Origin of the sequence: Pseudomonas sp. 10S5 (assembly GCF_035019745.1) — a bacterium.
Lineage (GTDB): Bacteria > Pseudomonadota > Gammaproteobacteria > Pseudomonadales > Pseudomonadaceae > Aquipseudomonas.
This window is the reverse complement of the sequence record NZ_JASJVL010000007.1, coordinates 91,982-118,967: the sequence shown is the minus strand read 5'-3', so window position 1 is coordinate 118,967 and position 26,986 is coordinate 91,982. Positions and strand designations below refer to the sequence as shown.

Sequence of the window (26,986 nt, the reverse complement as noted above, 5' to 3'; positions counted from 1 at the left end):
TATGACTACTGCGACAGAGACTGCGCAAAGCGCTGTGCTAGAACTGATCCCGACACTAAACGTCGGCGAACGCACGGCCAAACCTAAAGTGGAAGCCGGTGTAAAACTTCGTGGTGCGGATAAAGTTGCACGCATTCCGGTCAAAATCATTCCAACGGTCGACCTGCCGAAGAAACCAGACTGGATTCGCGTACGAATTCCTGTTTCCCCGGAAGTGGATCGCGTCAAACAACTGCTGCGCAAGCACAAACTGCACAGTGTTTGCGAAGAAGCGTCTTGCCCGAACTTGGGCGAGTGTTTCTCCGGCGGCACCGCGACGTTCATGATTATGGGTGATATTTGCACTCGCCGTTGCCCGTTCTGCGACGTTGGCCACGGACGTCCGAAAGCGCTGGATTCCGACGAGCCCAAAAACCTTGCCATCGCCATCGCTGACTTGCGTCTGAAGTACGTTGTGATCACGTCAGTAGACCGCGATGACCTGCGTGACGGCGGGGCTCAGCATTTTGCTGACTGCATCCGCGAAATTCGCCTGCTGTCGCCAGACGTACAATTAGAAACTTTGGTCCCGGATTACCGTGGACGTATGGACATCGCGCTCGCGCTTACCGCTGCCGAGCCACCAGACGTGTTCAACCACAACCTGGAAACTGTGCCGCGCTTATACAAAGCGGCACGTCCTGGTTCGGATTTCCAGTGGTCGCTGACCCTACTGCAAAAGTTCAAGCAGTTGGTGCCTCACGTTCCAACCAAGTCCGGTTTGATGTTGGGTCTTGGTGAGACGGACGAAGAAGTCATCGAAGTCATGAAGCGCATGCGCGAGCACGATATCGACATGCTTACCCTTGGCCAATACTTGCAGCCTTCCCGCAGCCACTTACCGGTACAGCGTTTCGTGCACCCGGACGTGTTCGCCTGGTTCGCCGAAGAAGGCTACAAGATGGGCTTCAAGAATGTGGCCTCAGGTCCTTTGGTGCGGTCTTCCTACCATGCGGATAAGCAGGCAAAGACCGCCGTCGAAGCCATGAGCTAAACGTTGCGAGTCAAATAAAAAGGGCCGGATAGCGATATCCGGCCCTTTTTTGTGGAGTAAGCGTCTTCGCGAATTAATTCGCGAAGAGGCCGTTACGGCTTACGCAAACTGTTCAACAACTCATGCGTTGGGTAACCGTCGGCGGGCCAACCATATGCCTGTTGTGCGCTACGAATTGCTTTGCGCGTATTAGCCCCGATAATTCCATCTGGAGCGCCTGCGTCGTATTGGCGGGATGAGAGCAATGTTTGCAGTTCTATGCGCTCAGAGCGGTTTAGCGGAAGGTCGCTTCGCGGCCAGCTGCCGAGAACATAACCGCCTCCGCTGAAACGCTCAGACAGCAAGCCAATCGCCAAGGCGTAAGACGAGGAATTGTTGTACCTGAGCGTTGCACGGAAGTTATCCAGTACCAGAAACGCCGGACCTTTATATCCGGCAGGCAACAACAGCGCCGCTTGCAATTGCGCCACATTGGCCGGAAGTGCACCGCCATTTGGTAGTTTCAATCCCATCTGCTGCCACTCGGCAACTGTTTTACGGGTTGATGCGTCGGCCAATGCATAATCAAAATTTTGACCTAACTGCACTTCAAAACCCCACGGCTGAGCGAATTGCCAGCCCGAGCTCTGCAAATAATGTGCAGTCGACGCTAATGCATCGGCTGGGGTATTCCAGATGTCGCGGCGGCCGTCGCCATCGAAATCCACGGCATATCTGTTATAGGTGGTAGGAATAAACTGCGTCTGTCCCATTGCTCCGCCCCAAGAACCCAGCATCTGGGCGGGTTGGATGTCACCATGCTGGAGAATTTGCAGCGCTGCCAACAATTGATCCTGTGCGAATGCGCGGCGACGGCCTTCGTAGGCCAATGTCGCCAGGGAACGAATCACGTACTGAGAGCCTTGAAACTGGCCGAAGTTGCTTTCCATACCCCAAATCGCCACGAGTGACTGGCGGTCGACGCCATAGCGTTGCTCAATGGCTTGCAGCACATCAGCGTATTGCGCCAGAAGGGCTTGGCCTTTACGCGCACGGGCTGCGGAGACAGCGCCGTCGAGATATTCCCACACCGGTCGAGTGAACTCGGGCTGGCTTCGATCAGCCTTGACCACGCTCATGTCCGGAATTACACCCGCGAAGGCTTGATCGAATAAGTTAGGCTTAATACCGGCTTTAATTGCATCGACACGAAATCCGGCTTCCCAGTCACTAAAGCTAATGGTCGGCTGAATATCGAAATCAGTTGAGCCAGCTGCCATAGAAGCTTGGGTCTTAGTGGTCCCGACCGGCGGTATGTTCGCAATTTGAATAGGCGTGGCATCGGCAGCAGTTGGTTTTTCTGCGCAGGCAACTAACAGGATGAAGCTAGAGACGGTCATCAGTTGGCGAAAATGCAACTGACGGGAAAAGCTAGAGGGCATGCTTAGGTCCAGGGTGTTCCAACAGACGCAAACCTTATCATGCTTGCCCTGCATATGGGGCTTCGGGAGATGTAGGGATGTTTTTAAGCCGCCAGAAAGTAAGAAGCCTCCCAGCTTTTAGACTGGAAGGCTTCGCGGCGGTAGCTGCCTTTGCCCTTGCCGGCGGGTTCATGCCGACTGCGGAACAACGGCTGGGCGATGATGGATTTGGCCTTGTTCGGCCGCTTTGGCTTGCTCATGGGGACTACTCTCTTCTGGTGATGAAACGATGCAAATCATCGGGCAGAGCAGGGTGTGTGTCTAATAGAAGTGCGCTATCGGGCATTTGTTTAATTGACGTGGGCTTGTTGGCGCAAGGAGCGCATATGACGGGTGGGACCATTCGGGAAGGCAAGGGATCGGATGCTGGCTATTCAGCCGGCAAACTCAACCGTTGACCCGCCATCAATAGGGCCAAACGGGTCAGGCTGCTCCAGACCGAACCCGGCGCTTGGCCTTTGATCTGCGCGTCAATGCGTTGCGCGTCCATCAGCAGTTGGCTCCAGCGTTGTGCGGAGTGACGTTGCAACGCTTTGCTCATCAGCGGTTTGCGCTTGTCCCAGATCGGTGGTCGGGCTTGGCTAAAGGCTTTGTCTAGAGGGGTGCCCTGACTGATCTGCAAGGCCAGATTAGCCAATAGCCGAAGTTCACGAGCCAGCGCCCACAGGATGACAGGCGGCTCAATTCCTTCGCCACGCAAGCCCTCTATCATGCGCAATGTGTGGGCTGCTTCGCCGTTGAGCACTGCATCGGTCAAACCGAAAACATCGAACCTTGCACTATCGGCTACCGCGCCCTGCACAGTTTCGACGGTGATCTGGCCGTCTTGCGCCATCAGCTTGAGCTTTTCAATTTCCTGGGCCGCAGCAAGCAGATTGCCTTCAACCCGTGCGGCGATAAGTTCGATCGCGTCGTGGCTGGCAGACAATCCTGCATGGGATAAACGTTGTCGAATCCATTGCGGCAACTGGCTGGCATCCACTGGCCATATTTGCAGGAACTGAGTGTGTGGCCCCTCAATCAGTGCCTTGCCCCACTTGGTTTTCTGCGCGCTTCCGTCGAGCTTGGGTACGCTGATCAGTAGCAACGTATCTTCTGGAGGGCGCGAGCAATATTCGATAAACGCCGCAGCTCCCTTGTCGCCGGGTTTTCCCGAGGGCAAGCGCAGTTCCAGCAGACGCTTTTGCGCGAACAGCGACATGCTGGCGCCGGCCTGTAACAGCGTGCCCCAGTCGAAATTGGCATCCGCGCTGAAAACTTGGCGTTCGTCAAAGCCTTGCTGGCGCGCGGTAGTACGAATAGCGTCCGCTGCTTCCTGACACAGCAAAGGATCATCACCGCTGACAACGTACACGGGCGCCAGAGCGCTCTGGAGGTGTTTACCGAGTTGGGCTGGTATCAGTTTCATAGGTCAGGGAATACAAGGGCCAGCAGGCTAGCCCCTGATCACTTACTTGGTGGGTATTTCGATCGGAGACTGGCGAGGCGTGTCGTTCTCGATCCGCTGTGCTTCTTCCAGAGCGTCCGCTTCGGCTTTGGCTTTGGCTTCTGCGGTCGATTGCAGTTTATCCAGTTGCGTTGGAGTCAGCAGTTGCAGGCGCATAACCAAATTCTGGACCAATTGAGCGCGCATTTCTTTGCGAACTTGCGCAGCTTCCTGATCGGAACCCATCAGGTTGTTGCTGTCCTGAACGTAGATTTTCTGAACCTGTACCTTGTCTTCGAGCAATAACAGGCTGCGCGAGCCACGGATTTCGTAGTTGACGGTGTCGGTCAGCTCGTACTCGGCCGAACGAGACGAGCCGTTGTAGCTGGCGGCGCGTGAAACTTCTCCTTCACTGACCAAAACCAGCTTGTACTCGGCGCCCTGGTGTACGTTGACCCCGCTGTTTTTCAGCATTTGGGTCAGTTGAACAACCGTTGGGCCATAGGCGTCACGGGCGCTGACATCCAGTTCCTTGATCGTCAGTTCAGTGGTGCCAGTGCCACGCAGCTGGAAACCACAGGCGCTCAGCAATACGGCGAGACCCATCACCAGCAAATTGCGTTTGATCATATTGATGCTCCCCTTGAATCCGTTTGGGCCGACGTTGCGTCCCTTGGAAATACTGTTCGACGCCGGGTCAATACCGGGCGTTTGATCCAATTAGCTTGCGACGATGTTAACCAGCTTGCCCGGGACTACGATTACTTTGCGGATCGTCAGGCCATCGGTGAAACGCAGCACGTTCTCATTGATTCGGGCCACGGCTTCGACTTCTTCACGGGTTGCGTTAGCCGGCATTTCGATCTGGCCACGCAGCTTACCGTTAACCTGAATCACCAGTATTAGGCTGTCTTGCACCAGCGCAGTCTTGTCCAATACCGGCCACCCCGCATTGATGATGGCGTCGCTGTGTCCTAGCCGGTTCCACAGTTCATGGCTGATGTGCGGCGTGATAGGTGCCAGCAGCAGCGCAACAGTTTCCAGACCTTCCTGAAGTAGCGCACGGTCCTGCGGTGTTACCTGCGCGGCTTTTTCCAATACGTTCATCAACGTCATGACGTGTGCGATGGCGGTGTTGAATTTGTGGTGCTGACCGACGTCTTGACTAGCGTTTCTGATCGCCAAATGAATCGCACGGCGGACGGCTTTTTGTTCGTCGTTCAAGCCTGCGACATTAAGCTTGGCGGTCAGACCTAATGTGACGTGAGCATGGGACAGCCTCCAGACGCGACGCAGAAAACGATGTGAGCCTTCTACGCCTGAATCCGACCACTCCAGGCTCATGTCTGGTGGTGATGCAAACATCATAAACAGACGACAAGTATCAGCACCGTACTGGTCGATCATCGACTGCGGGTCAACGCCATTGTTCTTCGACTTGGCCATTTTCTCGATGCCGCCGATCTCGACCGGCAGGCCATCGCTGATCAATTTGGCACCGATAACTTTGGCTTTACCGTCGCGTTCGAGCTCGACGTCGGCCGGGTTGTACCACGTCTTGCTGCCATTGGCCTCAAGGCGGTAATACGTATCGGCGATGACCATGCCTTGGGTCAGAAGATTCTTGAACGGCTCGTTGGAGCTGACCAGGCCTTCGTCACGCATCAGTTTGTGGAAGAAGCGCGCGTAGAGCAGGTGCAGAATCGCATGTTCGATGCCGCCGATGTATTGGTCTACCGGCAACCAGTGGTTGGCTGCTTTGGGATCAACCATGCCGCCTTCGTAGTGAGGCGAGGCGTAGCGCGCAAAGTACCATGAGGACTCGACGAAGGTGTCCATGGTGTCGGTTTCGCGCTTAGCCGGAGCTCCGCATGACGGGCAGTTGCACTCGTAGAACGACGGCATGCGAGCCAAAGGCGAACCTGCGCCATCGGGGACTACATTTTCAGGTAACACAACCGGCAATTGGTCTTCCGGGACCGGCACGTCACCGCAGGTGTCGCAATGCACGATCGGAATCGGACAGCCCCAATAACGCTGGCGGCTTATACCCCAGTCGCGCAGGCGGAACTGTGTGCGTGACTGACCCAATTGCTTTTTGAGCAGATCGGCTTCGATGGCATCGAAGGCGGCTTGAAATTCCAGTCCGTCGTAAATGCCGGAGTTGATCAGCGTGCCGTGTTCTCCGTAAGCGGCTTGCCACTGCGTAAGCAGTTCGTCGCCGACGCTGGTGAGTACAACGGCCTTGATAGGCAGGTTGTATTGGGTAGCAAATTCGAAATCGCGCTCGTCGTGAGCCGGGACTGCCATCACGGCGCCGTCGCCGTAATGCATCAGTACATAGTTAGCGACCCACACCGGTAACTTTTCACCGGTCAGTGGATGCTCAACGAAAAATGGCGTTGGCAGGCCCTTTTTCGCTTGGGTGGCGATGTCTGCTTCGGCAACGCTGCCGCTTTTGCATTCGAGGATAAAGGCTTGCAGATCGGGGTTGCCTTGGGCTGCCAATGTTGCCAGCGGGTGTTCCGCCGCAACTGCAACATAGGTCGCGCCCATCAAGGTGTCTGGACGGGTCGTGAATACTTTCAGTGCGCCCGCTTCACCAATGGAAGCCCGGTCGTACGGAAACTGCACTTCCATGCCACGGGATTTACCAATCCAGTTGCGTTGCATGGTTTTGACTTGTTCAGGCCAGCCTGGTAATTCGTCAAGGCCCGACAACAGTTCATCTGCATACGCCGTGATTTTGAAGTAATACATCGGTATTTCGCGTTTTTCGATCACCGCGCCGGAACGCCAGCCGCGACCGTCGATCACTTGTTCGTTGGCCAATACAGTCTGGTCAACCGGGTCCCAGTTCACCGTACCGTTTTTGCGGTAGATCACGCCTTTTTCGAACAGGCGAGAGAATAGCCACTGTTCCCAGCGATAGTAATCGGGTTTGCAGGTGGTGATCTCACGGGACCAGTCAACGCCAAGACCCAGGCTGCGCAGCTGGGTTTTCATGTAGGCGATGTTTTCGTAGGTCCACTTGGCCGGAGCGACGTTGTTTTTCATGGCGGCATTTTCTGCCGGCATGCCGAACGCATCCCAACCCATGGGTTGCAGGACGTTTTTGCCCTGCATGCGCTGGTAGCGGGCGATGACGTCGCCGATGGTGTAGTTGCGCACATGACCCATGTGCAGCTTGCCGCTGGGGTAAGGGAACATTGACAGGCAATAGAACGTCTCTTTGCCTGGCTGCTCACTGACTTCAAAGGATTTTTGCTCGTCCCAGAACGTTTGGGCGGCGGCTTCGATTTCGCGGGGCTGATAGAGTTCGTGCATGGCTACTTTTGACTAAAGAAGTGGTGACCTCATCCTCTTCATTGCATCGCTGAGTCAGGTAGTGCTCAGTCGAGCGGGAAGTGGAATTAAAGGAAGCGCCGTAGCATACATGAGCGCTCACTATCGAGGGAAACCCTGATTGCTTGTTAGGGGCCGTCACAGGCCGTTGGTCGCGGCATCCGGCTGTTTCAGACAGCAACGCTAAGCTAATCAACGGGGGGGCGTGTTTTAACTTCGATGAGGTGAACGGATGGCAGAGTCGCAACGACCCGCTGTAAAACCTGAGCTTTACGAACGCTTGATCAATCGTATCGGGCTTGCCTTGGAGGTGGCGAAAACTGCAGTTCGACTTCGCCATGAAGCACCTACCGAACTGGAGTTGCGAGGGTTGAGCCCGGCGGAATTCGAATTGATTGAGGCGTATTTGGACAAGGGCGCTTTGTATTTCAAAGGGGATGCTTTTGGTATCAAGGCTGAGGGTATGACTAAGGACGCTTGCGCTACGCAGGTGCTTGATGGACTTGCTACCGTGCCGAAACGTTCAGCCAAGATCATTTGGCTTGACGATCATAAGCGCAGTAAAGCTTCAGCGCGGGGCAAGTCGTTATATTTCAAATAAGACGCTGTTATAAACGGCTTAGGTGAAACAAACAGGCTTCGGTCTACTGATAAGCATTGTTGCTTAGCGTCAATCCTTCTAGGCTTCGAGCATCTTTGGAGATGCTCGATGCCTATCCGTTATTTGATCAAACAATTGCTTTTGCCTCCCGGCATTCTTTTGCTACTGCTGGTGCTTGCCTGGTGGTTTCGCCGCTCACGGCCGCGGCTCGCTGGCGCCTGTTTTGCCATTGGGTTTGGCGGGCTGTGGATCATGAGTCTACCGATTGCGGTGGAATGGGCCGCGAGAGGTATCGAGCGCGATCCACCCTTGGCGCATAGCCAATGGGCAACCTTGGGCCAGCAAGCTGATGCGATAGTGGTTTTGGGATCTGGCCGCGAGCGCAAAGATCCGACATGGGGCACAGACATACCCACCGGCGTTGCCTTGGAACGCATGCGCTTTGCGGCGCGCTTATCCAAAGATTCGGGTTTGCCGATTTTGACCACGGGTGGGCTGCATTACGACCTGCCACCTAGCGAGGCGGCGATTATGGCCGATTCGCTGAAAAGCGATTTCGGGGTGACCGTGCGTTGGCAAGAGGGGCTCAGCCGGACCACTTGGGAAAATGCCACGATGACCGCTGCGGTATTGCAGCCTCAAGGCGTCAAGCGTGTGGTGCTAGTGACTCAAGCCTGGCACATGCAGCGTGCCCGCTGGAGCTTTGAAAAGGCCGGATTCACTGTCATTGCGGCGCCTGTGGGGTTTCTCGGCGTCGACAATGCCCGGCCATTCAACGGCTGGCTACCGGAGAGCAAATCCGTATGGCAGAGCGGACAGTTGCTGAATGAAGCGGTGGGGTTGCTGGCGTATCCATTGTTTTATCGGGCGCTGTAGGTAGCGGTGAGTTTGTGTGGGAGAGAAGACGTTCGCCCCCACCAAAATCTAGAATCCTTGCTTAGCGTTTAATACGCCGCGCCAGTAACGCCCAGCCTACCAGCACAATCGACAGAATCGTCAACGGCCATGAACGCCAGCGCAGGTAAGGGGTAAGGTCTTGCATCGGCACGACTTCGCCGTAAAGCACCCCTTTCTGGAATTGCGGGATGGTCGCGGTCATCTTGCCGAACGGGTTGATCAGGCCACTCACGCCGTTGTTAGTGGCGCGGATCATCCAGCGACCCGCTTCAAGTGCGCGCATTTTCGCCATTTGCAAATGCTGCAACGGGCCAATAGAGGTGCCGAACCACGTGTCGTTGCTCACCGTCAGCAGTAATTCACTTTTCGCGGCGAGGCTGGCGGCAAACTCTGGGTAGACGACTTCGTAGCAAATGAAGGACGCGATTTGATAGCCCTTGGCTTGCAACAACGCTTGATCGCTTGGTCCGCGGGCAAAGTCCGACATTGGCAGGTTGAAGAAGGAGATCAGTCCCCGAAGCAGGTCTTGCAGTGGAACATATTCACCAAACGGTACCAGTTTCTGCTTGAGGTAAGTGCCGTCGCCTTCACCGACGACGGTGATGCCGTTGTAGTACCGATACTCGCCACGGCCACCTTGCTGACGAATCGGTACACCGGTAATCAGTGCCGAATTGCGATCAGCGGCAAACTTGCCGAGCATGGCCAAATAGCCTTCTGCCGACTCCTTGAGGATCGGAATCGCGGTTTCTGGCCAGACGATCAAATCAGCGCGTTTACTGGTGAAGGTCATGTCGCGGTAAAGCGCCAATTGCGCATTGAGCTGCTTAGGGTCCCATTTCATGCTTTGTTCAACGTTGCCCTGAATCGCGGCGACGCTAAGCGGTGGGCCTGCCGGAGACGTCCATTCGTAGGTTTTAAGCGACAGACTCAGCACCCAAGGTGCGACCAACAGCAGAACGCCAATACTCAGCGCGGACTTATTCGCTCGAAGCTGTGGCAGATTGCACAGCAAAGCGGCGGTCAGGGCCAGGGTAAACGAGATCAGCCACATGCCACCAATGGGCGCCAGCCCGGACAAAGGGCCGTCGAGCTGGCTGTAGCCGGAATAAAGCCAAGGAAACCCGGTCAAAAACCAACCGCGAAAAGCCTCTTGCGCCAGCCACACAGCTGCAAAGGCCAAGGCATCGGTCAGCGGTGCGTCGTTGCGTCGAATCCAGCGCGCCCAGATCCAGGTGGGCAGGGCAAAGAACCAGGCAATCGCCGCGATGAAACCCAGCATTAACAGACCCGCCAGCAGCACCGAAGCGCCTCCGTAGGTATGGATGCTGACGTAAATCCAGCTGGTACCCGCGCCGAACAGACCGAAACCATAGCACCAGCCACGACCTAAAGCCTGGCGAGGGTTAAGTTCACGCAAACCAAGATAGAGAACGATTAACGATAGGATCGCCAATGGCCAAATATCAAACGGCGCCAATGCCAGAGTGGTCAGCGCGCCAGCCAGCATGGCCAGCAGGTTGCCGGGCCAGCCGGGTCGGGTGTTCCAGTGCATGGGTATTCCTTAGGGGCTTAGGCCCGCGAGATCGGGCTCAAGCGCAGTAAGTGAATGCGACGGCTGTCGGCATTAAGAATGCGGAAACGGTACGCGCCAATTTCTGTCGTTTCGTTGCGCTTGGGCAGGTGCCCAAATGCACTCATTACCAGGCCGCCAACGGTATCGAACTCATCATCTGAAAACTCGCTGTCGAAAAACTCATTGAAACTGTCGATCGGGGTCAGCGCTTTGACCAGGAAGTCGCCGCTGGGCAACGGCTTGATGTAGCTGTCTTCCTCTACGTCATGCTCGTCCTCGATATCGCCGACGATCTGTTCCAGCACGTCCTCGATAGTCACCAGACCCGCCACGCCGCCGTATTCGTCAATAACGATGGCCATGTGGTTATGGTTGGCGCGAAACTCGCGTAGTAGTACGTTTAACCGCTTGGATTCAGGTACGAAGGTGGCAGGACGCAGCAGATTCTTGATGCTGCCCTTGTCACCGTCTTCCTTGAGGATCAGCGGTAGCAGATCCTTGGCCAGCAATACGCCGAGAACATCGTCATGGCTCTCGCCAATCACCGGATAGCGCGAATGCGCGGAGTCGATGACGGCAGGCAGGAACTCGCGAGGGTTTTGTGTGGCCTTGATGCTAATCATCTGCGAGCGCGGAACCATGATGTCCCGTACCTGGAGGTCAGCCACCTGAATGGCACCCTCGACGATGGCTAGCGCTTCGCTGTCCAGTAGCTTGTTTTGATGGGCCTCGCGCAGCAGCTCAAGCAGCTCCTGGCGGTTTTTCGGCTCGTGGGCAAAGGCCTGGGTGAGTTTCCCCAGCCATGACTTTTGCCCGTTGCTCGATCGGTCTTCGCTCATAGCCCTTACTCGTGGTCCTTGCTAGTGGTCTCTAAAAAATGATGGTCAGCGGTTTCGTCGTCGGCGTAAGGGTCGGGATAGCCCAGCTCATCAAGCAACGTGCGTTCCAGTGCTTCCATTTCTTCCGCTTCGGCATCATCGATATGGTCGTAACCGAGCAAGTGCAGGCAGCCGTGAATAACAAGATGCGCCCAATGCGCATCCAAAATCTTCCCTTGCTCCGTGGCCTCGCGGGCTACAACGTCAACGCAAATCACCAGGTCGCCGAGCAGCGGAATATCGAGAAACTCATCAGGCACGTCAGCGGGGAAGGACAATACGTTGGTCGCGTAGTCCTTGTGCCGCCACGTGTTATTAAGTTCACGGGCTTCAGCGTCGTCGACCAGGCGAATGGTCAGCTCCGAATCCGCAGTACGTTGACGCAGCGCCAGTTCACACCATTGGCGGAACTGGGCTTCGGTAGGGACTGTCGCTTCGGTCGCCAGTTGCAAGTCCAGCTCAACCATCGCGGCGGTTATCCCTGCTGGAAGACGAACTGATGGTTTCATCGTTGGCGCGATTCTCGTACCGCTCGTAGGCTTCGACAATACGTTGCACCAGCGGGTGACGCACTACGTCCTTAGGCTTGAAGTGCGTGAAGCTAATGCCGGGCACGTCTTTGAGGACTTCCATCACATGGTTCAGGCCAGACTTGGTGCCCTTGGGCAGATCGACCTGGGTGATGTCACCGGTGATGACGGCCGTGGAGCCGAAGCCGATGCGGGTCAGGAACATCTTCATCTGTTCGACGGTGGTGTTCTGGCTTTCGTCAAGAATGATGAAGCTGTTATTAAGGGTCCGACCGCGCATGTAGGCCAGCGGGGCTACCTCGATCACTTGACGCTCCATCAGTTTTGCGACGTATTCGAAGCCGAGCATTTCGTACAGCGCGTCGTACAGCGGGCGCAAATACGGGTCGATTTTCTGAGCCAGATCGCCGGGCAGGAAACCGAGCTTTTCGCCCGCTTCTACCGCCGGACGTACCAGCAGGATGTGGCGAATCTGTTCACGCTCAAGCGCGTCCACCGCACAGGCCACCGCAAGGTAGGTCTTGCCGGTGCCCGCAGGGCCAATACCGAAGTTGATGTCGTTGGCGAGGATTTCTTTGACGTACCGCTGCTGATTCAGGCCGCGCGGGCGAATCATGCCCTTTTTGGTGCGCAACGCTACGCCGACTTCGGCAGCAGGGTGGTTGTCCAGTTCTTCGACGCCCGATTCCTGAAGGAACAGGTGAACCATGTCAGGTGAAAGCTCCGTACCCTTGGTTTCCCGGTACAGGCGTCGTAGCAGATTTTCAGCCGAAGTGGTGTGCCGGGGTTCGCCAATCAGTTCGAATTGATTACCGCGGTTGCGGATTTCGATGTCCAGACGTTGTTCAATCAAGCGTAAATGCTCGTCAAATTGCCCGCACAGATTTGCGAATCGATGAGCCTCAAAAGGTTCGAGGATAAAACGATGTGGTTCGATGGGAGCGTTCAAGGTCGTTTTTAGCCGCCCTACGGCAATTAAGATGACTGGAGAATAACCCCTAGTGGTCGGTGGACGAAAGCCTTCACTTACTAATGGTGATACAGGACGTTCAATCTGTAGGAGCTAACTTATTGGCGAGGGCTCTGACGCGGTGTGTCAGGCATGATGCTTCGCCAAAAAGTTGGCTCCTATTTAAGTGCAGCATTACTGCAGCAAAGACCCGCGCAGCGAGTGCGGTTGAGCGTCGTCAATGTGTACGTCGGCGAACTGGCCGATCAGCTTAGGATTATCGCAGCGAAAGTTAACGATGCGATTGTTCTCGGTGCGCCCTTGCAGTTCGCCGGGGTCTTTTTTCGAGTAATCGGTGACCAGAATTCGCTGGGTGCTGCCGACCATCTGCCTACTGATCTCATAGCCCTGTTGATTCAAGCGATGCTGCAAGGCGGCTAGACGCTCTTTTTTCAAGGCTTCAGGGGTTTCGTCTTTGATATCAGCCGCGGGCGTGCCGGGGCGCGGGCTATAGACGAAGGAGAACGAGAAGTCGAAATTGACGTCTTCGATCAGCTTCATGGTCTGTTCGAAGTCTTTTTCAGTCTCGCCAGGGAAGCCGACGATGAAGTCAGAGCTGATGCTGATGCCGGGAACTGCGGCCCTCAACTTGCGCAGCTTGGATTTATATTCGAGCGCGGTATGGTTGCGCTTCATGGCCGAGAGGATTCGGTCGGAACCTGATTGCACTGGCAAGTGTAGGTGTTTCACCAGCTGTGGCACTTCGGCATGGGCCAGGATCAGGCTGTCGGAGAACTCCAGTGGGTGCGAGGTGGTGTAACGAATGCGGTCGATACCGTCGATGGCCGCTACGACGCGGATAAGCTCGGCCAGATCGGCCAAGCGTCCGTCATGAGTTGTACCGCGATAGCCGTTGACGTTCTGCCCCAGCAGCGTCACTTCACGCACGCCGTTTTCTGCCAAGTGCATGACTTCGCTCACGACGTCATCGAACGGTCGGCTGACTTCTTCGCCGCGGGTGTAAGGTACAACGCAAAACGTGCAGTATTTGCTGCAACCTTCCATCACCGACACAAAAGCGCTCGGCCCATCGACGCGAGGCTCAGGCAAGTGGTCGAACTTCTCGATTTCCGGGAACGACACATCGACCTGCGGTAGGCCAGTGAGGCGCGCAGCGTTAATCATATCTGGCAGGCGGTGCAGGGTTTGCGGGCCAAAGACAACGTCGACGTAAGGTGCACGATCACGAATCGCGGCACCTTCCTGGCTTGCCACGCACCCGCCCACGGCGATCACCATCTGAGGGTTCGCCAGTTTCAGCTCACGCCAGCGACCCAGCTGAGAGTACACCCGGTCTTGGGCGCGTTCGCGGATCGAGCAAGTATTGAGCAGGATGACGTCGGCATCTTCTGCGCGAGCAGTGACTTCCAGGGCTTGATGTTCGCCCAGCAGATCGACCATGCGCGAGCTGTCGTACTCGTTCATTTGGCAACCGTGGGTTTCGATATAAAGCTTCTTGGCCATGCGTAATCATCAGGTGATTCGAAGAACCGCGCATTATAGAGGGGGCGGTCTCTGGTTCCTAGCACTGACTGTCCGATGGACGTGCTATAGTACGCGCCCTCTTTAAGCCCCCGATTTCTACCCGCCCGCCATGACCAAACGCGAAGCTCCAATTTATAAGGTGATTTTTCTCAACCAGGGCCAGGTGTTCGAAATGTACGCCAAGCAGATCTATCAAAGCGATTTGTGGGGTTTTCTCGAAGTGGAAGAATTTGTCTTCGGTGAGCGTACAACCGTGGTAGTGGACCCCAGCGAAGAAAAACTAAAGGCTCAATTCGAAGGCGTAGTACGTAGTTTTGTGCCAATGCATTCGATAGTGCGCATTGATGAAGTAGAGCGCGTCGGTACGCCGAAGATCAGCGAGGCCCGGGGCACCAGCAATGTAATGCCATTCCCGATGCCGATGCCGGATAAATAAACGATTGAATCAGGACTGTGTGGCTGACCGGCTTAGTGATTTAAGGCAGCGGGGCGAACGGGGTACGACCTTCAGCCGTTTGCAGCTCTTGCAGGTAATTGCGGAAGATCTGCCCAAGCACTTGGGTCGCCACTTCCAGCTCATCGCGCTTCATCTTCGCGGACACTTCATCTGCACTGTCCAGCGCGTCTTCTGAGCCATTGACGGCCGCCATCTTCAGCACGATATACGCCTGAATGTTGTTGGCTTGAACGCCTTCGCCGTGAAAAAACATTAAGCCGAGACGATACTGAGCCTCAGCATGGCCTTGCAGCGAAGCCTTTTCGAAATAATTTAACGCTTGGGCAAGGTCGCGAGGCGCATTTTTACCGTTGTAGTAAAACTGCCCCAACTCGAATTGTGCTTGTGCGTCCCCAGCTTGCGCAGCTTTTTGGCAGGCTGCCAATGCATCAGGCAGGTTGTCTGGCTGAGTATTGAGGGTGCAGCGACCCACCGCTGGTATTAACAACGAGTTGCCACCTGCATTCACCAGCAGGGGATGAAGAAGCATCAGGCAGCCCAAAGCAAGGGTGCGGCCGGTGCGGTTCATGGGAATCGACTTACCTCTAAAAGGTGCGGGCGTACCCGTCCAGCAGAACGCGCTGGCGGCACATTATGAAATAAGCGGGGCCAACCTTACAAAGTCTTTACGGAATTTCTGCTACACGGGCTTGATGTGCCTGATTTTGCGAGGGATTCCCGTAATCCATAACCCTCTGTAGGCGCCCACTTGTTGGTGAAGCGGCGTAACTGTCCCGCCGCATCAAGCCTTCCGCCAATAAGTGGGCTCCTGAAAAAGGCTTATTTCAGCGCGGCAAATGCCTTTGCCGCAGCATCGAGGGTCAGTTGCAGTTCGGTTTCGCCATGCGCGATTGAGGTGAAGCCCGCCTCGAAAGCACTCGGTGCCAAGTACACACCACCGTCCAACATCGCGTGGAAGAAACGCTTGAAGCGATCCGCGTCGCTGGTCATTACGTCGTTGAAGGTCACGATCTCCGGAAGGCCGCTGAAATATAGGCCAAACATGCCACCGGCCTGTGTGGTCACGAAAGGAATGCCCGCAGCATCGGCGCATTGTTGCAAGCCCACGAGCAGGCGGGTGGTGAATGCGCTGAGCTCGGCATGAAAGCCGGGGCGGCTTATCAGGCGAAGAGTAGCCAGGCCAGCGGCCATGGCCAATGGGTTACCTGATAATGTACCGGCCTGATAAACCGGACCTAGCGGTGCGATGTGCGACATGATTTCGCGTTTGCCGCCGAAACAGCCGACCGGCATACCACCGCCGATGATCTTGCCGAACGTGCTCAAATCTGGCGTGACACCGTAATGCGCCTGGGCGCCGCCCAATGCGACACGGAAACCGGTCATCACTTCGTCGAAAATCAACACCACGCCGTGGTGGTCACACAACGTGCGCAAGCCTTCCAGGAAACCGGGTGCTGGCGGCACGCAGTTCATGTTGCCGGCAACCGGCTCAACAATGATGCACGCCACTTCGTTTCCCACTTCATCGAGCATTTTTGCGACTGCATCAATGTCGTTGAACGCGGTGGTCAAGGTGTGTTTGGCAAACGCGGCAGGGACGCCTGCCGAACTTGGCACGCCTTGAGTCAACGCACCGGAGCCGGCTTTTACCAACAGGCTGTCGGAGTGGCCGTGGTAGCAGCCTTCGAATTTAATAATGCTGTCGCGGCCGGTGAAGCCTCGGGCCAGGCGAATTGCACTCATGGTCGCTTCGGTGCCGGAGCTGACCATCCGCACCATCTCCATCGATGGCACAAGGGTACAGACCAAGTCGGCCATTTCGGTTTCCAGCGCAGTCGGCGCGCCATACGACAGACCATGTTCCAGCTGCTTACGCACGGCGTCGAGGACTTCCGGGTGGCTGTGGCCGAGAATCATCGGTCCCCATGAACCGACGTAATCCACGTAACGCTTGTCGTCTTCATCAGTGACGTAAGCACCTGCCGCGTGCTTAAAGAACAGCGGCGTGCCACCCACGCTTTTGAAAGCCCGAACTGGCGAATTGACGCCGCCAGGGATGTGTTTTTGAGCGTTGGCAAACAGGATTTCAGAACGGGACATGATGGGTCTCAGCTTTTTAACCAGAAATATGTTCTGCGCGGATCACAGCGGCGGCGCTTGCTGGTCAGCGTAGGCGGTTGTCCAGAATGTGCAGGGGACGGATTATACCTACGTCCGTCAGGGCTATACATGTCCGAATTTGGCCAGACTTTTCCAGGCGCCTCAATTACAGTCCTGCCCATGAACACTCTTGATCCGCGGGTTTGCTATGCCGCCTTCGTCGCCCGAGACCGCCGCTTTGATGGTTGGTTTTTCATGGGGGTAACTTCGACGGGCATCTATTGCCGTCCCATATGCCCAGCGCGAGCGCCTCATGCCAAAAACTGCAGCTTCTACTCCAGCGCGGCCGCGGCAGAACATGCAGGCTATCGTCCGTGCTTGCGCTGCCGCCCGGAACTCGCGCCCGGTCATGGAGTGCTCGACCTCTCCACTGGATTGGCGCAAGCCGCCGCACGATTGATTGAAGAAGGTTTCCTTAGCGGCAAAAACCTTTCAGCACTGGCCGGCCGTGTGGGTATTACAACCCGACACCTGCGTCGGATTTTTGAAGCTGAGTTCGGCGTGTCGATGACCGCGTACACGCGCACCCAGCGTTTGTTAATTGCCAAGCGGCTGCTGACGGATACTCAGATGTCAGTGACTGAAGTGGCGTTAGCCGCAGGTTTTGGCAGCGTCAGACGTTTCAATGCGTTATTTCAGTCGCAATACGGGTTGAGTCCGTTACGGCTGAGAAAGATGAGTCGTGCGCCGGATTCACACGTGATGAAATTTGAGCTGTCCTATCGGCCTCCGTTTGCCTGGCGTGGGGTGCTCGACTTTCTTGCTCATCGTCAGATTCGTGGTGTCGAGCAGGTAGGTGAAGACCGCTACACGCGGATCATCGCGTTTGAGCACGCGGGACGGCCACTAATGGGATGGATCAGTATTGAGCATGCGCCGTTGCGGCATGGTTTGTTGGTGACTGCTTCGGCGTCTTTGCAATATGGGATTGCGCCGCTTCTGGGGCGTGTGCGCCGTATATTCGATACCGATTGTCGGCCCGATCTTATCGACGCTCACCTAGGTGCGTTGGCGGCGGATCTGCCGGGTATGCGCGTTCCGGGTGCAGTCGACGGATTTGAAATTGCGGTGCGCGCGATTGTCGGGCAGCAAATATCGGTGGCGAACGCCCGAGTGGTATTGGGTCGAATCGCCGAGCGGTTCGGCGCAAAAGTGCCGGATGCGCCGTTTGGTCTGTTCAGTGCATTCCCAGCGGCAGGCGACATTGCTCAACTGTCGGCCGAGGATTTGATCGCCACCGGGCTGATTCGTATCCGCGCTGAGGCCATCATTGCTGTCGCACAGGCAGTGGCGTCCGGTCGAATAATCCTCGAACCACTGGTTCCGCTGGAAGAAACACTGACTGCATTGCGCGCTATACGCGGCGTCGGCGAGTGGACCGTGCAATATATCGCCATGCGCGCGCTCGGTTGGCCCAACGCGTTCCCGGAAGGGGATGCGGTACTGAAAAAACACTTGGGCTATTCAGCGGCGGCACTCTTGAATGAACACGCCAGTCAGTGGGCACCGTGGCGCGCTTATGCCACCGTGCACCTGTGGCGACAACACGAGGCAGCGAAATCATGAGTCAGGGCTATATAGCAGCGAGTCCGCTCGGCGATATCGCCCTGCGTGTGGAAGATGACGCATTGACCGGAGTTTTTTTCGTGGGTCAAAAATACTATCCCGATTTGGTATTCACGCCTGACGAGCTCTCAGTTCCAAAGGTCGTAAGCTTGGCGCGCGAGCAACTGGATGAGTTTTTCAAAGGCGAACGGCGGGTGTTCAATTTACCGCTGGTAATGCGCGGCACGCCGTTCCAACGCCTGGTCTGGCAGCAACTGTCGTTGATTCCGTATGGCGAGATTGTGTCTTACGGCACCCTGGCAAAGAGCATGGGGTTGAGCAGCGGACATTCGCGAGCAGTAGGCACTGCCAATGGCCGAAATCCGATATCGATCATTATTCCCTGCCACCGGGTCATCGGAGGCGGCGGTGGCCTTACAGGCTACGCGGGCGGGGTTGATCGCAAACAGGCGTTGCTGTCACTGGAAAACATGAGCGGCAGGCTCGTCGGATTTGAGTTCGAGCTGGTCAGTTCGAACGAGTAGCTAACTAGCTGTGTTTGAACAAGGCGTTAAAGGCCTTGGCGCGGCGGGTGACTTCTTGGGTGCTGTCAGCTCCGAATAAACCGTGAACCACGGCCAGTAAATCGGCGCCATGCTCCACCAGAGGCGCAGCATTTTCCAGCGTGATGCCGCCAATCACTGCAATCGGCAAGTGAATGCGAGCACGCGCCTGATCCAACAAATCGAGATCGGCGACCGGCGCACCCGGCTTGGTATTTGAGTTGAAAAAGCGTCCAAATGCGACATAGCTCGCACCATCGGCCTTGGCTTGAGCGGCCAGTTCCAGTTGGCCATGGCACGTCGCGCCGATGATCGCTTTATGCCGCAGCAGTGCGCGAGCCGTGTGCAGCGAGCCATCGGTCTGCCCAAGGTGCACGCCGACGCCGAGACGCGCCGCCAATTCTGCGTCGTCGTTAATAATCAATTGAGTCTTATAGCGTTCGCACAGACGCAGAAGCGTATCCGCTTCACGCAGGCGGCGAGTTTCGTCACCGCTTTTGTCACGGTATTGCAGCAGGGTTACGCCACCCTCGAGAGCGGCTTCGACGTAAGACAAAAACTTGCCAGCCAACAGTTGGCTATCAGTAACGGCATACAAGCCACGTAATTTCATTGTTGTAGCTTCATCGGGCGGGCCCCAAAACGTCGTATCACGAGCAAAAATCCAGTGGTAAACGGCGCGGAACAAATTGCCCTTTACCCAACTGTTCAGCGTCTCGCAGCGTACGCCACGTGTAGTTGAGCGCCGATTGCACCGCACTGATCAAATTTTCCCCCAGTGCCAAGCGTCCAGCCAGAGCGCTGGCCAACGTGCAGCCAGAGCCGTGATAACTGCCAGGCAAACGCTGGCAGGTAAACGTAAGCGTCCGGCCACCACGAATGTACAAGCGATTGTGAATAAGGTCTTCGTCACCGTGGCCGCCGGTAATCAGCAAATGCTTGCAGAACGGCAGCAGCTTTTCAGCGCATTCGTCCGCAGTACCTTCGGGCAGCTCGGCGAGGATGCGTGCTTCGGGCAGATTAGGGGTTGCAATGGTTGCCAATGGCAGAAGACGCTCTCGCATGGCATAACCGACTTCATCCTTGCCCAAGCGACCCCCACCACCAGCCCGCAGAACCGGATCGCACACCAACGGCAGATGCGGATGAACTTCCAGCAGGCCAACGACAGTGTCGACCATTTCCAGCGAACCGAGCATGCCCAACTTGACCGCGGCCACCGTGGAGTCGTTAAGCACTGCATTGGCTTGCGCCAATACCCAATCCCGGTCCAGCACCCGGAAATCGGTCACGTTAACGGTGTCTTGTACGGTCAGGGCGGTGATTGCCGGTGCAGCGTGGCAGCCTTGAGCGAGAAGGGCTTCAATATCGGCCTGCATGCCGGCGCCGCCACTAGGGTCGTGGCCGGAGAGACAAAGGACAACGGGGCGGGAGCTATAGATAGTCATGGTGCGCGAGCTTACCACCAAACTTTTCTGCGGCCGCTCGCGGGCGTAGGATTTTTTTTGTTTGCGCAAACGGTAATATCGGGCTTGTTAGCTTGGCTGCGTCATTTAATAGACGCATAAACTGCTGTAATGCCCGTTCTAGAGCCTTCTTTCCATTTAAAAGTGTGGTGTCGACTTACGTTTCGCCGTTATGCTCGCAGCTTCTGACGAACGGTATACGCCAGTTTCAGCTTCGAATGACGGGATGCTGACTTGTTGATGAAACATGCTGACACATTATAAAGTTAGTCTCACACCGTGCGGACTCATTTCCATATCAACAACAGGATCTGTGGGCTGACGTTGTCTCAAAGGGAAAAGAGGCTTTGCGACCAGTCGGACGGGCCACTCTGGGGCTGTATGCGCTATTTGCTGATTATGCTGGTTGCTTGGTTGCCGTTGCTGGCCGATGCCGTCGAGTTCGACGAAAACACTCGCAACTTGCCCCTAGGGCGAGCAGTTCAGGTGTTTGAAGATGTTACGGGTGAGGCGACGATTGAAGAGGTAAGCGACCCGGCCCTGCAGGTTCGGTTTCGTGATCAAAATGCAGACGCGCTTAACGCGGGTTACTCGCGCTCGGCTTATTGGTTGAAAGTCGAACTGCAATTTCGCCCGAAACAATTAGATGCTCGGCCGGATTGGTTATTAGAAATGGCCTATCCCCCGATGGATCACGTCGATCTATACACTGCCGATGCCTCAGGGCGCTTTCGATTGGCGTGGCAGACCGGGGACATGTTGCCCTTCTCCAGCCGTCAGATTAAGCAGAACAACTTCCTTTTCGACCTGAACTTGCCTCCCGATGAGGTTAAGACGCTTTACGTGCGGGTCGCCGGGCATGGTTCAATTCAGGCTCCGCTTGCGCTTTGGTCGAGCCACGCCTACATCGAAGCGCAGCCAGCGCGCATTTATGTGCTCGGGCTGATCTACGGTATGTTGATGGGGATGTTGGTTTACAACCTGTTTATCTACGTCGGTGTACGCGATACCAGCTACCTGTATTACATCCTCTATATTTCGTCATTTGGTCTATATCAGATCTCGGTAAATGGCGCTGGCATTGAGTTTTTCTGGCCAGAAAATCCATGGTGGGCTAATGCTTCCACCCCGTTTCTGGTGGGTTCGGCAGTATTTTTTGCCAGTCAGTTTTCTCGACACTTCCTCCAGACACCCTCGCTTAACCGCTGGCTTGATCGTTCGCTGCTGCTGCTCATGGCCTTTGCGGCTGCGGTCATGGTCTTGTCGATAACCGTGGATTACGGTGTCGCGCTGCGACTGGCAACCGGTTTGGTATTGCTGTTCACATTGGTGATCGTCGCCACGGGGATTACCGCCAAGATTCGTGGGCTGCGCGTGGCACGGTATTACATCGTTGCTTGGTCGCTATTCCTGACAGGCGGGCTAATTAACGCGTTCATGCTGATGGGTTATCTACCTAACAACTTTTTCACCATGTATTCCAGCCAGATAGGGTCAGTATTGGAAGTGGCGCTGCTGTCGCTGGCGCTGGCTGATCGCATCAATATGATGCGCGAGCAGCAGGCGCAGATTGTGTTAGAAGCCGGTCAAAACCTTGAGCGCGTGAATCAACAGTTGGCAACCAGTAACCGGCTAAAGGATGAGTTTCTGGCCACATTGACCCATGAATTGCGCACACCCATGAACGGTGTGATTGGCTCATTGGAGTTGATGCAGATGCTACCGATGGACAGCGAACTCAGCCTCTACCAACAAACCGCCGCCGATTCTGCTCAGGACATGATGGGCATGGTCAATGGTATTTTGACCCTTACCCAATTGCAGGCGGGCAAGTTGTATGCAGTCAATGAGCCGTTCAGCCTGCGTCGGTTGATGGCGGATCTACGTAGGCAATACGTCGGTGCGGCTCAGGTCAAGCATTTGAGTTTTGTCATCGAGCTGGATGATTCGCTTCCCGACAGCCTGCTGGGCGACGTGAGCAAATTGCAACAGTGCATGGGTTGCTTGTTGGATAACGCGATTAAATTCACCAAGGCTGGCAGCGTGATTTTGAAAATTACCGGGAAGTCCGATAATCAGCAAAAATACTCTGTACGGATTGACGTGATCGACAGTGGAATAGGCTTTAGTCGTTTGGACGAAGCCGCGCTATATCAGACGTTTTTCCAGGTGGACAGCTCAATGACCCGCGAATATGGCGGATTGGGTATTGGCCTCGCTATCTGTCGACAACTGATTGAATTAGTGGGCGGAACGTTGAGCCACCAATCCGAGCCTGGACGGGGCAGTTGCTTCACTCTGCGCCTCGAACTGTGCCGTTCCGAGGTTGAATCGCAGCGTTGCACGTCGGTGATTCACACGATCTGACCGGCGATTTGGCGTGCTGGAGAGACACCGTTGGAGCGAGTTTTCATATGGTTTTAAGGTGAAAACACCGGTATCTAAGTCCGATATGGCGCTTTGTAAAGCCTTGTCGCGCGTGATTCACTTCTTTTTACGGGCGTGCCCTTTCGGCGCGTTCGAGACAGGAGCGGCCCATGAACCTGCACCAGTTCGCCGAAACCCATGAAGTGACTAATCAGCCTCCTTCATTGGACGGCGTTAACCTGTACCGCATTGATTTACCTTTGCAGGAATGGTCTCTGCGTTTTGGGGCTGGCTGGGCGCAGTCGCGAATTGACGCCTACGGCTCCCTCGCTGGCGGCCCGTTGATGATTGCCGGTTTTCTGGCCAATGAAAACAAACCGGTGTTTGTCAGTCACGACCGTTACGGGCATCGGATTGATCTTGTCGAGTTCCACCCTGCTTACCACGAACTGATGCGCGCCGCCGTTGAACATGGGTTGCCGTCGCTCCCCTGGACCGATCCGCAACCCGGCGCCCATGTTGCGCGTGCGGCGATGAGCTACTTGCACAGCCAAGCCGAAGCGGGAAGCGGTTGCCCGTTAACCATGACCTTTGCCAGTGTGCCGGCGATGAAAATCCAGCCTGATCTGGCCAACATTTGGCTGCCGAAAATTCTGTCCACTGAATATGACCCGCGCAATGTAGGTATTGGCCATAAAGCGGGTGCGACCATCGGCATGGCAATGACCGAAAAACAGGGTGGCACCGATGTGCGCGCCAATACCACCAAGGCCTATCCGGTGAGTACCGTTGGACCGGGACAAGCTTATGAGTTGGTCGGACATAAATGGTTTTGCTCTGCTCCGATGTGTGATGCATTTCTGACGTTGGCGCAAACCGAAAAAGGCCTGTCCTGTTTTCTATTGCCGCGCCATCGGCCGGACGACAGCCGTAATGAGTTCTATATTCAACGCCTCAAAAACAAACTGGGAAACTGCTCGAACGCGTCTAGTGAGGTTGAGTTTCGCGGCGCACTGGCCTGGATGATCGGCGAAGAAGGCCGTGGCGTACCGACGATTATTGAGATGGTCGCCATGACCCGTTTTGATTGCATGGTTGGCTCCAGCGCCTTGATGCGTCAGGCCTTGACCCAGGCTGCTCATCATTGTGCGCATCGTAGTGTCGGTGGCCGAATGCTAAGCGAACAACCGCTGATGCAAAACGTACTGGCCGATTTGGCGTTGGAGAGCGAGGCAGCACTCGCGTTGACCCTGCGCATGGGCCGAGCGCTGGATAATCTGCAAGATTCGCAGGAAGGCCGCTTCGCTCGGTTGGTCACGGCGGTGGGCAAGTATTGGATCTGCAAGCGCGCTCCCGCGATGATCAACGAGGCGGCTGAATGCATGGGAGGCGCCGGTTACGTCGAAGACAGTATTTTGCCGCGTCTGTACCGTGAGGCCCCGGTGAACTCGACGTGGGAAGGTTCCGGCAACGTGCAATGCCTTGACGTGTTGCGCGCGCTGTCGAAAGAGCCGGGCGTACTGGACGCGTTGTTCGACGAATTGGGCGACGGTCATGGCGACCGGCGATTGGCTGGCCACATCGATCAGCTGAAAAACGCGTTCAAGGACACCACTGACATTCAATATCGCGCGCGGCAGCTGACCGAAGACATCGCCTTAGCCCTGCAAGCAAAACTGCTGCTTCAAGCCGGTAATGCCAGCGTCAGTGACGGCTTCATCAGCAGCCGATTGAGTTCGGCAGGCCGGGTGTATGGTGCACTTCCCAGAGGCGTTGACGTCACTGCGCTGGTAGCCAGGTCGTCGCCGCAAGTGGAGTGATGGCTGCGGTCTTTGACGCCTTTTGTGGGAGCCAACTGGCTGGCGGAGAGTTTGACACCGTATGTCTGACGCAACGTTTCGCCAACAAGTTGGCTCCCGCAGGGAGATGCAGGCAAGATACAAGCCTGCAAGATCAGACAGGATGTGTAACGTGACCGAAGCTTTTATTGTCGTTGAAACTGCCGAGCAAGCTGTAGACCGCCTCGCTGTGTTGCATGAACGCGCTACCAGCGCATTGAGCCAAGCGCTCAAGCGGTATCTCAAAGACCGTGTGGAACCGACGGCGGCAGAGCGTGAACTGTTTCGCTACCCAGAGTTGCGCCTTGTTTATTCGTGCCAGGGTGAAGTGCCGTTGACGACTCGGGCCTATGCCAAAGTTCAACTGCCTGGCACTTACAGCGTCACCGTTACCCATCCGTCGTCGTTTCGCGCCTATTTGCTTGAGCAACTGGTGCCCTTGATGAACGACTTTACCGTCACGGTAACGGTGGGTGTCAGCGAGCAAAACATTCCTTACCCTTATGTGGTCGAACAGGGCGACGAATTGGCCGGTTCCGGCGTTACCGCCGCTGCGCTGGCCCGGGTTTTTCCGAGCACCGACCTGTCGGCCGCCACTGATGGCATAGCTGATGGCTTGTACGACTGGGCTAACACCGACCCTCTGCCTTTAGCGCTGTTCGACGCGGCGCGGGTGGATTTTTCTCTGCGCCGTCTGGTGCATTACACCGGAAGCGACTGGCGCCATGTGCAGCCTTGGATTTTGCTGACCAACTATCACCGTTATGTTGACCAGTTCATCGCTCATGGTCTGGAGCAACTGCGAGACAACCCACGTTTTCTGCGCATGGTTTTGCCGGGCAACGTGGTTGTCGACAAAAACATGAACCATGATGAGGCACAGGCGGTGGTTGCCGGTGTGGTATGGCATCGCTATCAGATGCCGGCGTATCACTTGATCGCCTCTGACGGTCACGGTGTAACACTGGTAAACATTGGTGTCGGGCCGTCCAACGCCAAAAATATCACCGATCACTTGGCGGTACTGCGTCCGCATTGCTGGCTGATGATCGGTCACTGCGGCGGCCTGCGCCAATCGCAGACCATTGGTGATTACGTGCTGGCCCACGCCTATATGCGCCGCGATGGCATTCTCGACCGGGTCGTGCCGCCGAACATTCCAATTCCGGCATTGGCTGAAGTACAGCTCGCGTTGCAGGAAGCGGCTGCACAAGTCACTGGCGAGCGCGGCGATGACCTCAAAAAGCGCCTTCGCACTGGCACGGTCTTGACGTACGACGACCGAAACTGGGAATTGCGTTGGGCCCAGGAGCGTCCGCTGATCAACTTGTCCCGCGCAGTCGCTGTGGACATGGAAAGCGGCACCATTGCTGCTCAAGGTTATCGCCTGCGGGTGCCCTACGGCACGTTGCTTTGTGTGTCGGATAAACCGCTGCACAGCGAAATCAAGCTGCCCGGCTCGGCCAACGCTTTCTACGAACGTGCAGTCAGTCAGCATTTGAAAATTGGTATCGCGGCGGTTGACCTGTTACGCACGCAGCTTAACTCGCTGCACTCACGCAAACTGCGCAGCTTCGATGAGCCGCCGTTCCGTTAATTGAGCGGCTCGGTTAGGTATTTACAGAAAGGGCCACTAAAGTGGCCCTTTCTGTTTTCGAATTCTGAACTGTCATGCCACGCATTCAACGTCCTGCGTCTCGCCATACCACTAGCCCGCCAAGCAATACGCGTCGCGTTGCCAAAGCCCCGCCTGCCGAACCCAAGTTGATTCTGTTCAACAAGCCGTTCGATGTGCTGACGCAATTTAGCGACGCAGACGGAAGACCAACGCTCAAAAATTTCATTGATATTCCCGGCATCTATCCAGCGGGGCGTCTGGACCGTGATAGCGAAGGTTTATTGCTGCTAACCAATGACGGTCAATTGCAGGCCAGAATTGCCGATCCTAAACACAAATTGGCCAAAACCTATTGGGTTCAGGTTGACGGTGAACCGACGCAAGAGCAATTGCAACGTCTGCGCGATGGCGTTGAACTTAACGACGGCCCGACGTTGCCAGCACAGGTGCGTCAGTTGGCCGAACCGCAACTCTGGCCGCGCACTCCGCCGGTACGGTTTCGCCAGCACCTGCCGACCAGTTGGTTAGAGTTGATCATTAAGGAAGGCCGCAACCGCCAAGTTCGACGTATGACTGCTGCTGTGGGGTTGCCGACTTTGCGTCTGGTGCGGGTACGGATTGGTGACTGGACGATCGAAGGGCTGGATCAGGGGCAGTGGCGAGAAGTGCCTGCGAAGCTTTAAATAAATTCGCTTCAACAGGGATAGTAAATCCTTCAATGTCTTCGGA

General features: G+C 55.9%; 23 protein-coding genes and 1 pseudogene. 10 read left to right on the top strand and 14 right to left on the bottom strand.

The window, feature by feature from the left end:
• The first annotated feature begins 1 nt into the window (after window position 1).
• On the top strand, window positions 2–1,033 hold the full coding sequence (gene lipA / locus QN378_RS09480) for a lipoyl synthase (protein ID WP_322205517.1): 1,032 nt from the start codon (window positions 2–4) through the stop codon (window positions 1,031–1,033).
• Between the two features lie 92 nt (window positions 1,034–1,125).
• Here the strand turns inward: lipA and QN378_RS09475 are convergent, their stop codons facing one another.
• The 5 genes from QN378_RS09475 to leuS all read right to left on the bottom strand — a co-directional run bounded on the left by QN378_RS09475 (window position 1,126) and on the right by leuS (window position 7,246).
• Window positions 1,126–2,454: a lytic murein transglycosylase gene (locus tag QN378_RS09475; RefSeq protein WP_322205516.1), complete on the bottom strand. Its 1,329-nt coding sequence runs from the start codon at window positions 2,452–2,454 to the stop codon at window positions 1,126–1,128.
• 83 nt (window positions 2,455–2,537) lie between these two features.
• A complete protein-coding gene (arfA, locus tag QN378_RS09470) occupies window positions 2,538–2,693 on the bottom strand; it encodes an alternative ribosome rescue factor ArfA (protein WP_322205515.1) in 156 nt (51 codons plus the stop codon).
• 170 nt (window positions 2,694–2,863) lie between these two features.
• Window positions 2,864–3,901 carry a DNA polymerase III subunit delta gene (holA, locus tag QN378_RS09465; RefSeq protein ID WP_322205514.1) on the bottom strand — a complete coding sequence of 346 codons (1,038 nt, stop codon included), beginning with the start codon at window positions 3,899–3,901 and terminating at the stop codon, window positions 2,864–2,866.
• A 42-nt stretch (window positions 3,902–3,943) separates the two neighbouring features.
• On the bottom strand, window positions 3,944–4,549 hold the full coding sequence (gene lptE / locus QN378_RS09460) for an LPS assembly lipoprotein LptE (RefSeq protein WP_322205513.1): 606 nt from the start codon (window positions 4,547–4,549) through the stop codon (window positions 3,944–3,946).
• Between the two features lie 90 nt (window positions 4,550–4,639).
• Window positions 4,640–7,246 (bottom strand): leucine--tRNA ligase, encoded by a 2,607-nt coding sequence (leuS, locus tag QN378_RS09455; RefSeq protein WP_322205512.1) that lies wholly within the window; start codon window positions 7,244–7,246, stop codon window positions 4,640–4,642.
• Window positions 7,247–7,496: 250 nt separating this feature from the next.
• Here leuS and QN378_RS09450 point away from each other — a divergent pair, with 250 nt between their 5' ends.
• A complete protein-coding gene (locus QN378_RS09450; RefSeq protein ID WP_323546629.1) occupies window positions 7,497–7,865 on the top strand; it encodes a hypothetical protein in 369 nt (122 codons plus the stop codon).
• Between the two features lie 108 nt (window positions 7,866–7,973).
• Entirely contained in the window at window positions 7,974–8,741 is a 768-nt protein-coding gene (locus QN378_RS09445) for a YdcF family protein (RefSeq protein WP_322205510.1), read from the top strand.
• A gap of 61 nt (window positions 8,742–8,802) precedes the next feature.
• On the opposite strand, the gene lnt is transcribed toward QN378_RS09445, so the two are convergent.
• The 5 genes from lnt to miaB form a co-directional block, all read right to left on the bottom strand.
• On the bottom strand, window positions 8,803–10,317 hold the full coding sequence (gene lnt, locus QN378_RS09440; protein WP_322205509.1) for an apolipoprotein N-acyltransferase: 1,515 nt from the start codon (window positions 10,315–10,317) through the stop codon (window positions 8,803–8,805).
• A gap of 17 nt (window positions 10,318–10,334) precedes the next feature.
• Window positions 10,335–11,177 (bottom strand): HlyC/CorC family transporter, encoded by an 843-nt coding sequence (locus QN378_RS09435; protein ID WP_322205508.1) that lies wholly within the window; start codon window positions 11,175–11,177, stop codon window positions 10,335–10,337.
• 5 nt (window positions 11,178–11,182) lie between these two features.
• On the bottom strand, window positions 11,183–11,683 hold the full coding sequence (gene ybeY, locus QN378_RS09430; RefSeq protein ID WP_322205507.1) for an rRNA maturation RNase YbeY: 501 nt from the start codon (window positions 11,681–11,683) through the stop codon (window positions 11,183–11,185).
• The gene (locus QN378_RS09425; protein ID WP_322205506.1) at window positions 11,676–12,695 is read right to left on the bottom strand and encodes a PhoH family protein; all 1,020 of its coding nucleotides are present in this window, start codon (window positions 12,693–12,695) and stop codon (window positions 11,676–11,678) included. Before QN378_RS09425 ends, ybeY begins: the two co-directional genes overlap by 8 nt.
• A gap of 195 nt (window positions 12,696–12,890) precedes the next feature.
• Entirely contained in the window at window positions 12,891–14,219 is a 1,329-nt protein-coding gene (gene miaB / locus QN378_RS09420; protein ID WP_322205505.1) for a tRNA (N6-isopentenyl adenosine(37)-C2)-methylthiotransferase MiaB, read from the bottom strand.
• Between the two features lie 130 nt (window positions 14,220–14,349).
• Here miaB and QN378_RS09415 point away from each other — a divergent pair, with 130 nt between their 5' ends.
• A complete protein-coding gene (locus QN378_RS09415) occupies window positions 14,350–14,676 on the top strand; it encodes a DUF1820 family protein (protein ID WP_065833723.1) in 327 nt (108 codons plus the stop codon).
• A 40-nt stretch (window positions 14,677–14,716) separates the two neighbouring features.
• Here the strand turns inward: QN378_RS09415 and QN378_RS09410 are convergent, their stop codons facing one another.
• The gene (locus QN378_RS09410; RefSeq protein WP_322205503.1) at window positions 14,717–15,265 is read right to left on the bottom strand and encodes a tetratricopeptide repeat protein; all 549 of its coding nucleotides are present in this window, start codon (window positions 15,263–15,265) and stop codon (window positions 14,717–14,719) included.
• Window positions 15,266–15,516: 251 nt separating this feature from the next.
• Window positions 15,517–16,800 carry a glutamate-1-semialdehyde 2,1-aminomutase gene (gene hemL / locus QN378_RS09405; RefSeq protein ID WP_322205502.1) on the bottom strand — a complete coding sequence of 428 codons (1,284 nt, stop codon included), beginning with the start codon at window positions 16,798–16,800 and terminating at the stop codon, window positions 15,517–15,519.
• A 129-nt stretch (window positions 16,801–16,929) separates the two neighbouring features.
• On the opposite strand from hemL, the gene QN378_RS09400 reads away from it, so the two are divergent.
• On the top strand, window positions 16,930–18,426 hold the full coding sequence (locus QN378_RS09400) for a DNA-3-methyladenine glycosylase 2 family protein (RefSeq protein ID WP_323570703.1): 1,497 nt from the start codon (window positions 16,930–16,932) through the stop codon (window positions 18,424–18,426).
• Window positions 18,423–18,950, top strand: a complete 528-nt coding sequence (locus tag QN378_RS09395) for a methylated-DNA--[protein]-cysteine S-methyltransferase (RefSeq protein ID WP_322205500.1) — start codon at window positions 18,423–18,425, stop codon at window positions 18,948–18,950. The genes QN378_RS09400 and QN378_RS09395 overlap by 4 nt, the downstream gene beginning before the upstream one ends.
• Window positions 18,951–18,954: 4 nt before the next feature.
• Here the strand turns inward: QN378_RS09395 and thiE are convergent, their stop codons facing one another.
• Both thiE and QN378_RS09385 read right to left on the bottom strand, forming a co-directional pair.
• Entirely contained in the window at window positions 18,955–19,581 is a 627-nt protein-coding gene (gene thiE, locus QN378_RS09390; RefSeq protein ID WP_322205499.1) for a thiamine phosphate synthase, read from the bottom strand.
• Between the two features lie 37 nt (window positions 19,582–19,618).
• Window positions 19,619–20,416 (bottom strand): hydroxymethylpyrimidine/phosphomethylpyrimidine kinase, encoded by a 798-nt coding sequence (locus QN378_RS09385; RefSeq protein ID WP_322205498.1) that lies wholly within the window; start codon window positions 20,414–20,416, stop codon window positions 19,619–19,621.
• A 399-nt stretch (window positions 20,417–20,815) separates the two neighbouring features.
• Between QN378_RS09385 and QN378_RS09380 the strand changes: the two are divergent.
• From QN378_RS09380 to QN378_RS09365, 4 genes and pseudogenes are all read left to right on the top strand, one after another.
• A pseudogene (locus QN378_RS09380) lies at window positions 20,816–22,744 on the top strand (7TM diverse intracellular signaling domain-containing protein); the annotation flags it as partial.
• Between the two features lie 227 nt (window positions 22,745–22,971).
• Entirely contained in the window at window positions 22,972–24,621 is a 1,650-nt protein-coding gene (locus QN378_RS09375) for an acyl-CoA dehydrogenase family protein (RefSeq protein ID WP_323546632.1), read from the top strand.
• 142 nt (window positions 24,622–24,763) lie between these two features.
• Complete coding sequence (amn, locus tag QN378_RS09370) at window positions 24,764–26,236, top strand: AMP nucleosidase (RefSeq protein ID WP_322205496.1); 1,473 nt, start codon at window positions 24,764–24,766, stop codon at window positions 26,234–26,236.
• A gap of 74 nt (window positions 26,237–26,310) precedes the next feature.
• A complete protein-coding gene (locus QN378_RS09365) occupies window positions 26,311–26,940 on the top strand; it encodes a pseudouridine synthase (RefSeq protein WP_322205495.1) in 630 nt (209 codons plus the stop codon).
• Window positions 26,941–26,986: the final 46 nt, after the last annotated feature.

Excerpts from the sequence above, each read along its gene's own strand:
- lipA (WP_322205517.1), top strand. The coding sequence starts at position 2 with ATGACTACTGCGACAGAGACTGCGCAAAGCGCTGTGCTAGAACTGATC.
- QN378_RS09475 (WP_322205516.1), bottom strand. The coding sequence starts at position 2,454 with ATGCCCTCTAGCTTTTCCCGTCAGTTGCATTTTCGCCAACTGATGACC.
- arfA (WP_322205515.1), bottom strand. The coding sequence starts at position 2,693 with ATGAGCAAGCCAAAGCGGCCGAACAAGGCCAAATCCATCATCGCCCAG.
- holA (WP_322205514.1), bottom strand. The coding sequence starts at position 3,901 with ATGAAACTGATACCAGCCCAACTCGGTAAACACCTCCAGAGCGCTCTG.
- lptE (WP_322205513.1), bottom strand. The coding sequence starts at position 4,549 with ATGATCAAACGCAATTTGCTGGTGATGGGTCTCGCCGTATTGCTGAGC.
- leuS (WP_322205512.1), bottom strand. The coding sequence starts at position 7,246 with ATGCACGAACTCTATCAGCCCCGCGAAATCGAAGCCGCCGCCCAAACG.
- QN378_RS09450 (WP_323546629.1), top strand. The coding sequence starts at position 7,497 with ATGGCAGAGTCGCAACGACCCGCTGTAAAACCTGAGCTTTACGAACGC.
- QN378_RS09445 (WP_322205510.1), top strand. The coding sequence starts at position 7,974 with ATGCCTATCCGTTATTTGATCAAACAATTGCTTTTGCCTCCCGGCATT.
- lnt (WP_322205509.1), bottom strand. The coding sequence starts at position 10,317 with ATGCACTGGAACACCCGACCCGGCTGGCCCGGCAACCTGCTGGCCATG.
- QN378_RS09435 (WP_322205508.1), bottom strand. The coding sequence starts at position 11,177 with ATGAGCGAAGACCGATCGAGCAACGGGCAAAAGTCATGGCTGGGGAAA.
- ybeY (WP_322205507.1), bottom strand. The coding sequence starts at position 11,683 with ATGGTTGAGCTGGACTTGCAACTGGCGACCGAAGCGACAGTCCCTACC.
- miaB (WP_322205505.1), bottom strand. The coding sequence starts at position 14,219 with ATGGCCAAGAAGCTTTATATCGAAACCCACGGTTGCCAAATGAACGAG.
- QN378_RS09415 (WP_065833723.1), top strand. The coding sequence starts at position 14,350 with ATGACCAAACGCGAAGCTCCAATTTATAAGGTGATTTTTCTCAACCAG.
- QN378_RS09410 (WP_322205503.1), bottom strand. The coding sequence starts at position 15,265 with ATGAACCGCACCGGCCGCACCCTTGCTTTGGGCTGCCTGATGCTTCTT.
- hemL (WP_322205502.1), bottom strand. The coding sequence starts at position 16,800 with ATGTCCCGTTCTGAAATCCTGTTTGCCAACGCTCAAAAACACATCCCT.
- QN378_RS09400 (WP_323570703.1), top strand. The coding sequence starts at position 16,930 with ATGTCCGAATTTGGCCAGACTTTTCCAGGCGCCTCAATTACAGTCCTG.
- QN378_RS09395 (WP_322205500.1), top strand. The coding sequence starts at position 18,423 with ATGAGTCAGGGCTATATAGCAGCGAGTCCGCTCGGCGATATCGCCCTG.
- thiE (WP_322205499.1), bottom strand. The coding sequence starts at position 19,581 with ATGAAATTACGTGGCTTGTATGCCGTTACTGATAGCCAACTGTTGGCT.
- QN378_RS09385 (WP_322205498.1), bottom strand. The coding sequence starts at position 20,416 with ATGACTATCTATAGCTCCCGCCCCGTTGTCCTTTGTCTCTCCGGCCAC.
- QN378_RS09375 (WP_323546632.1), top strand. The coding sequence starts at position 22,972 with ATGAACCTGCACCAGTTCGCCGAAACCCATGAAGTGACTAATCAGCCT.
- amn (WP_322205496.1), top strand. The coding sequence starts at position 24,764 with ATGTGTAACGTGACCGAAGCTTTTATTGTCGTTGAAACTGCCGAGCAA.
- QN378_RS09365 (WP_322205495.1), top strand. The coding sequence starts at position 26,311 with ATGCCACGCATTCAACGTCCTGCGTCTCGCCATACCACTAGCCCGCCA.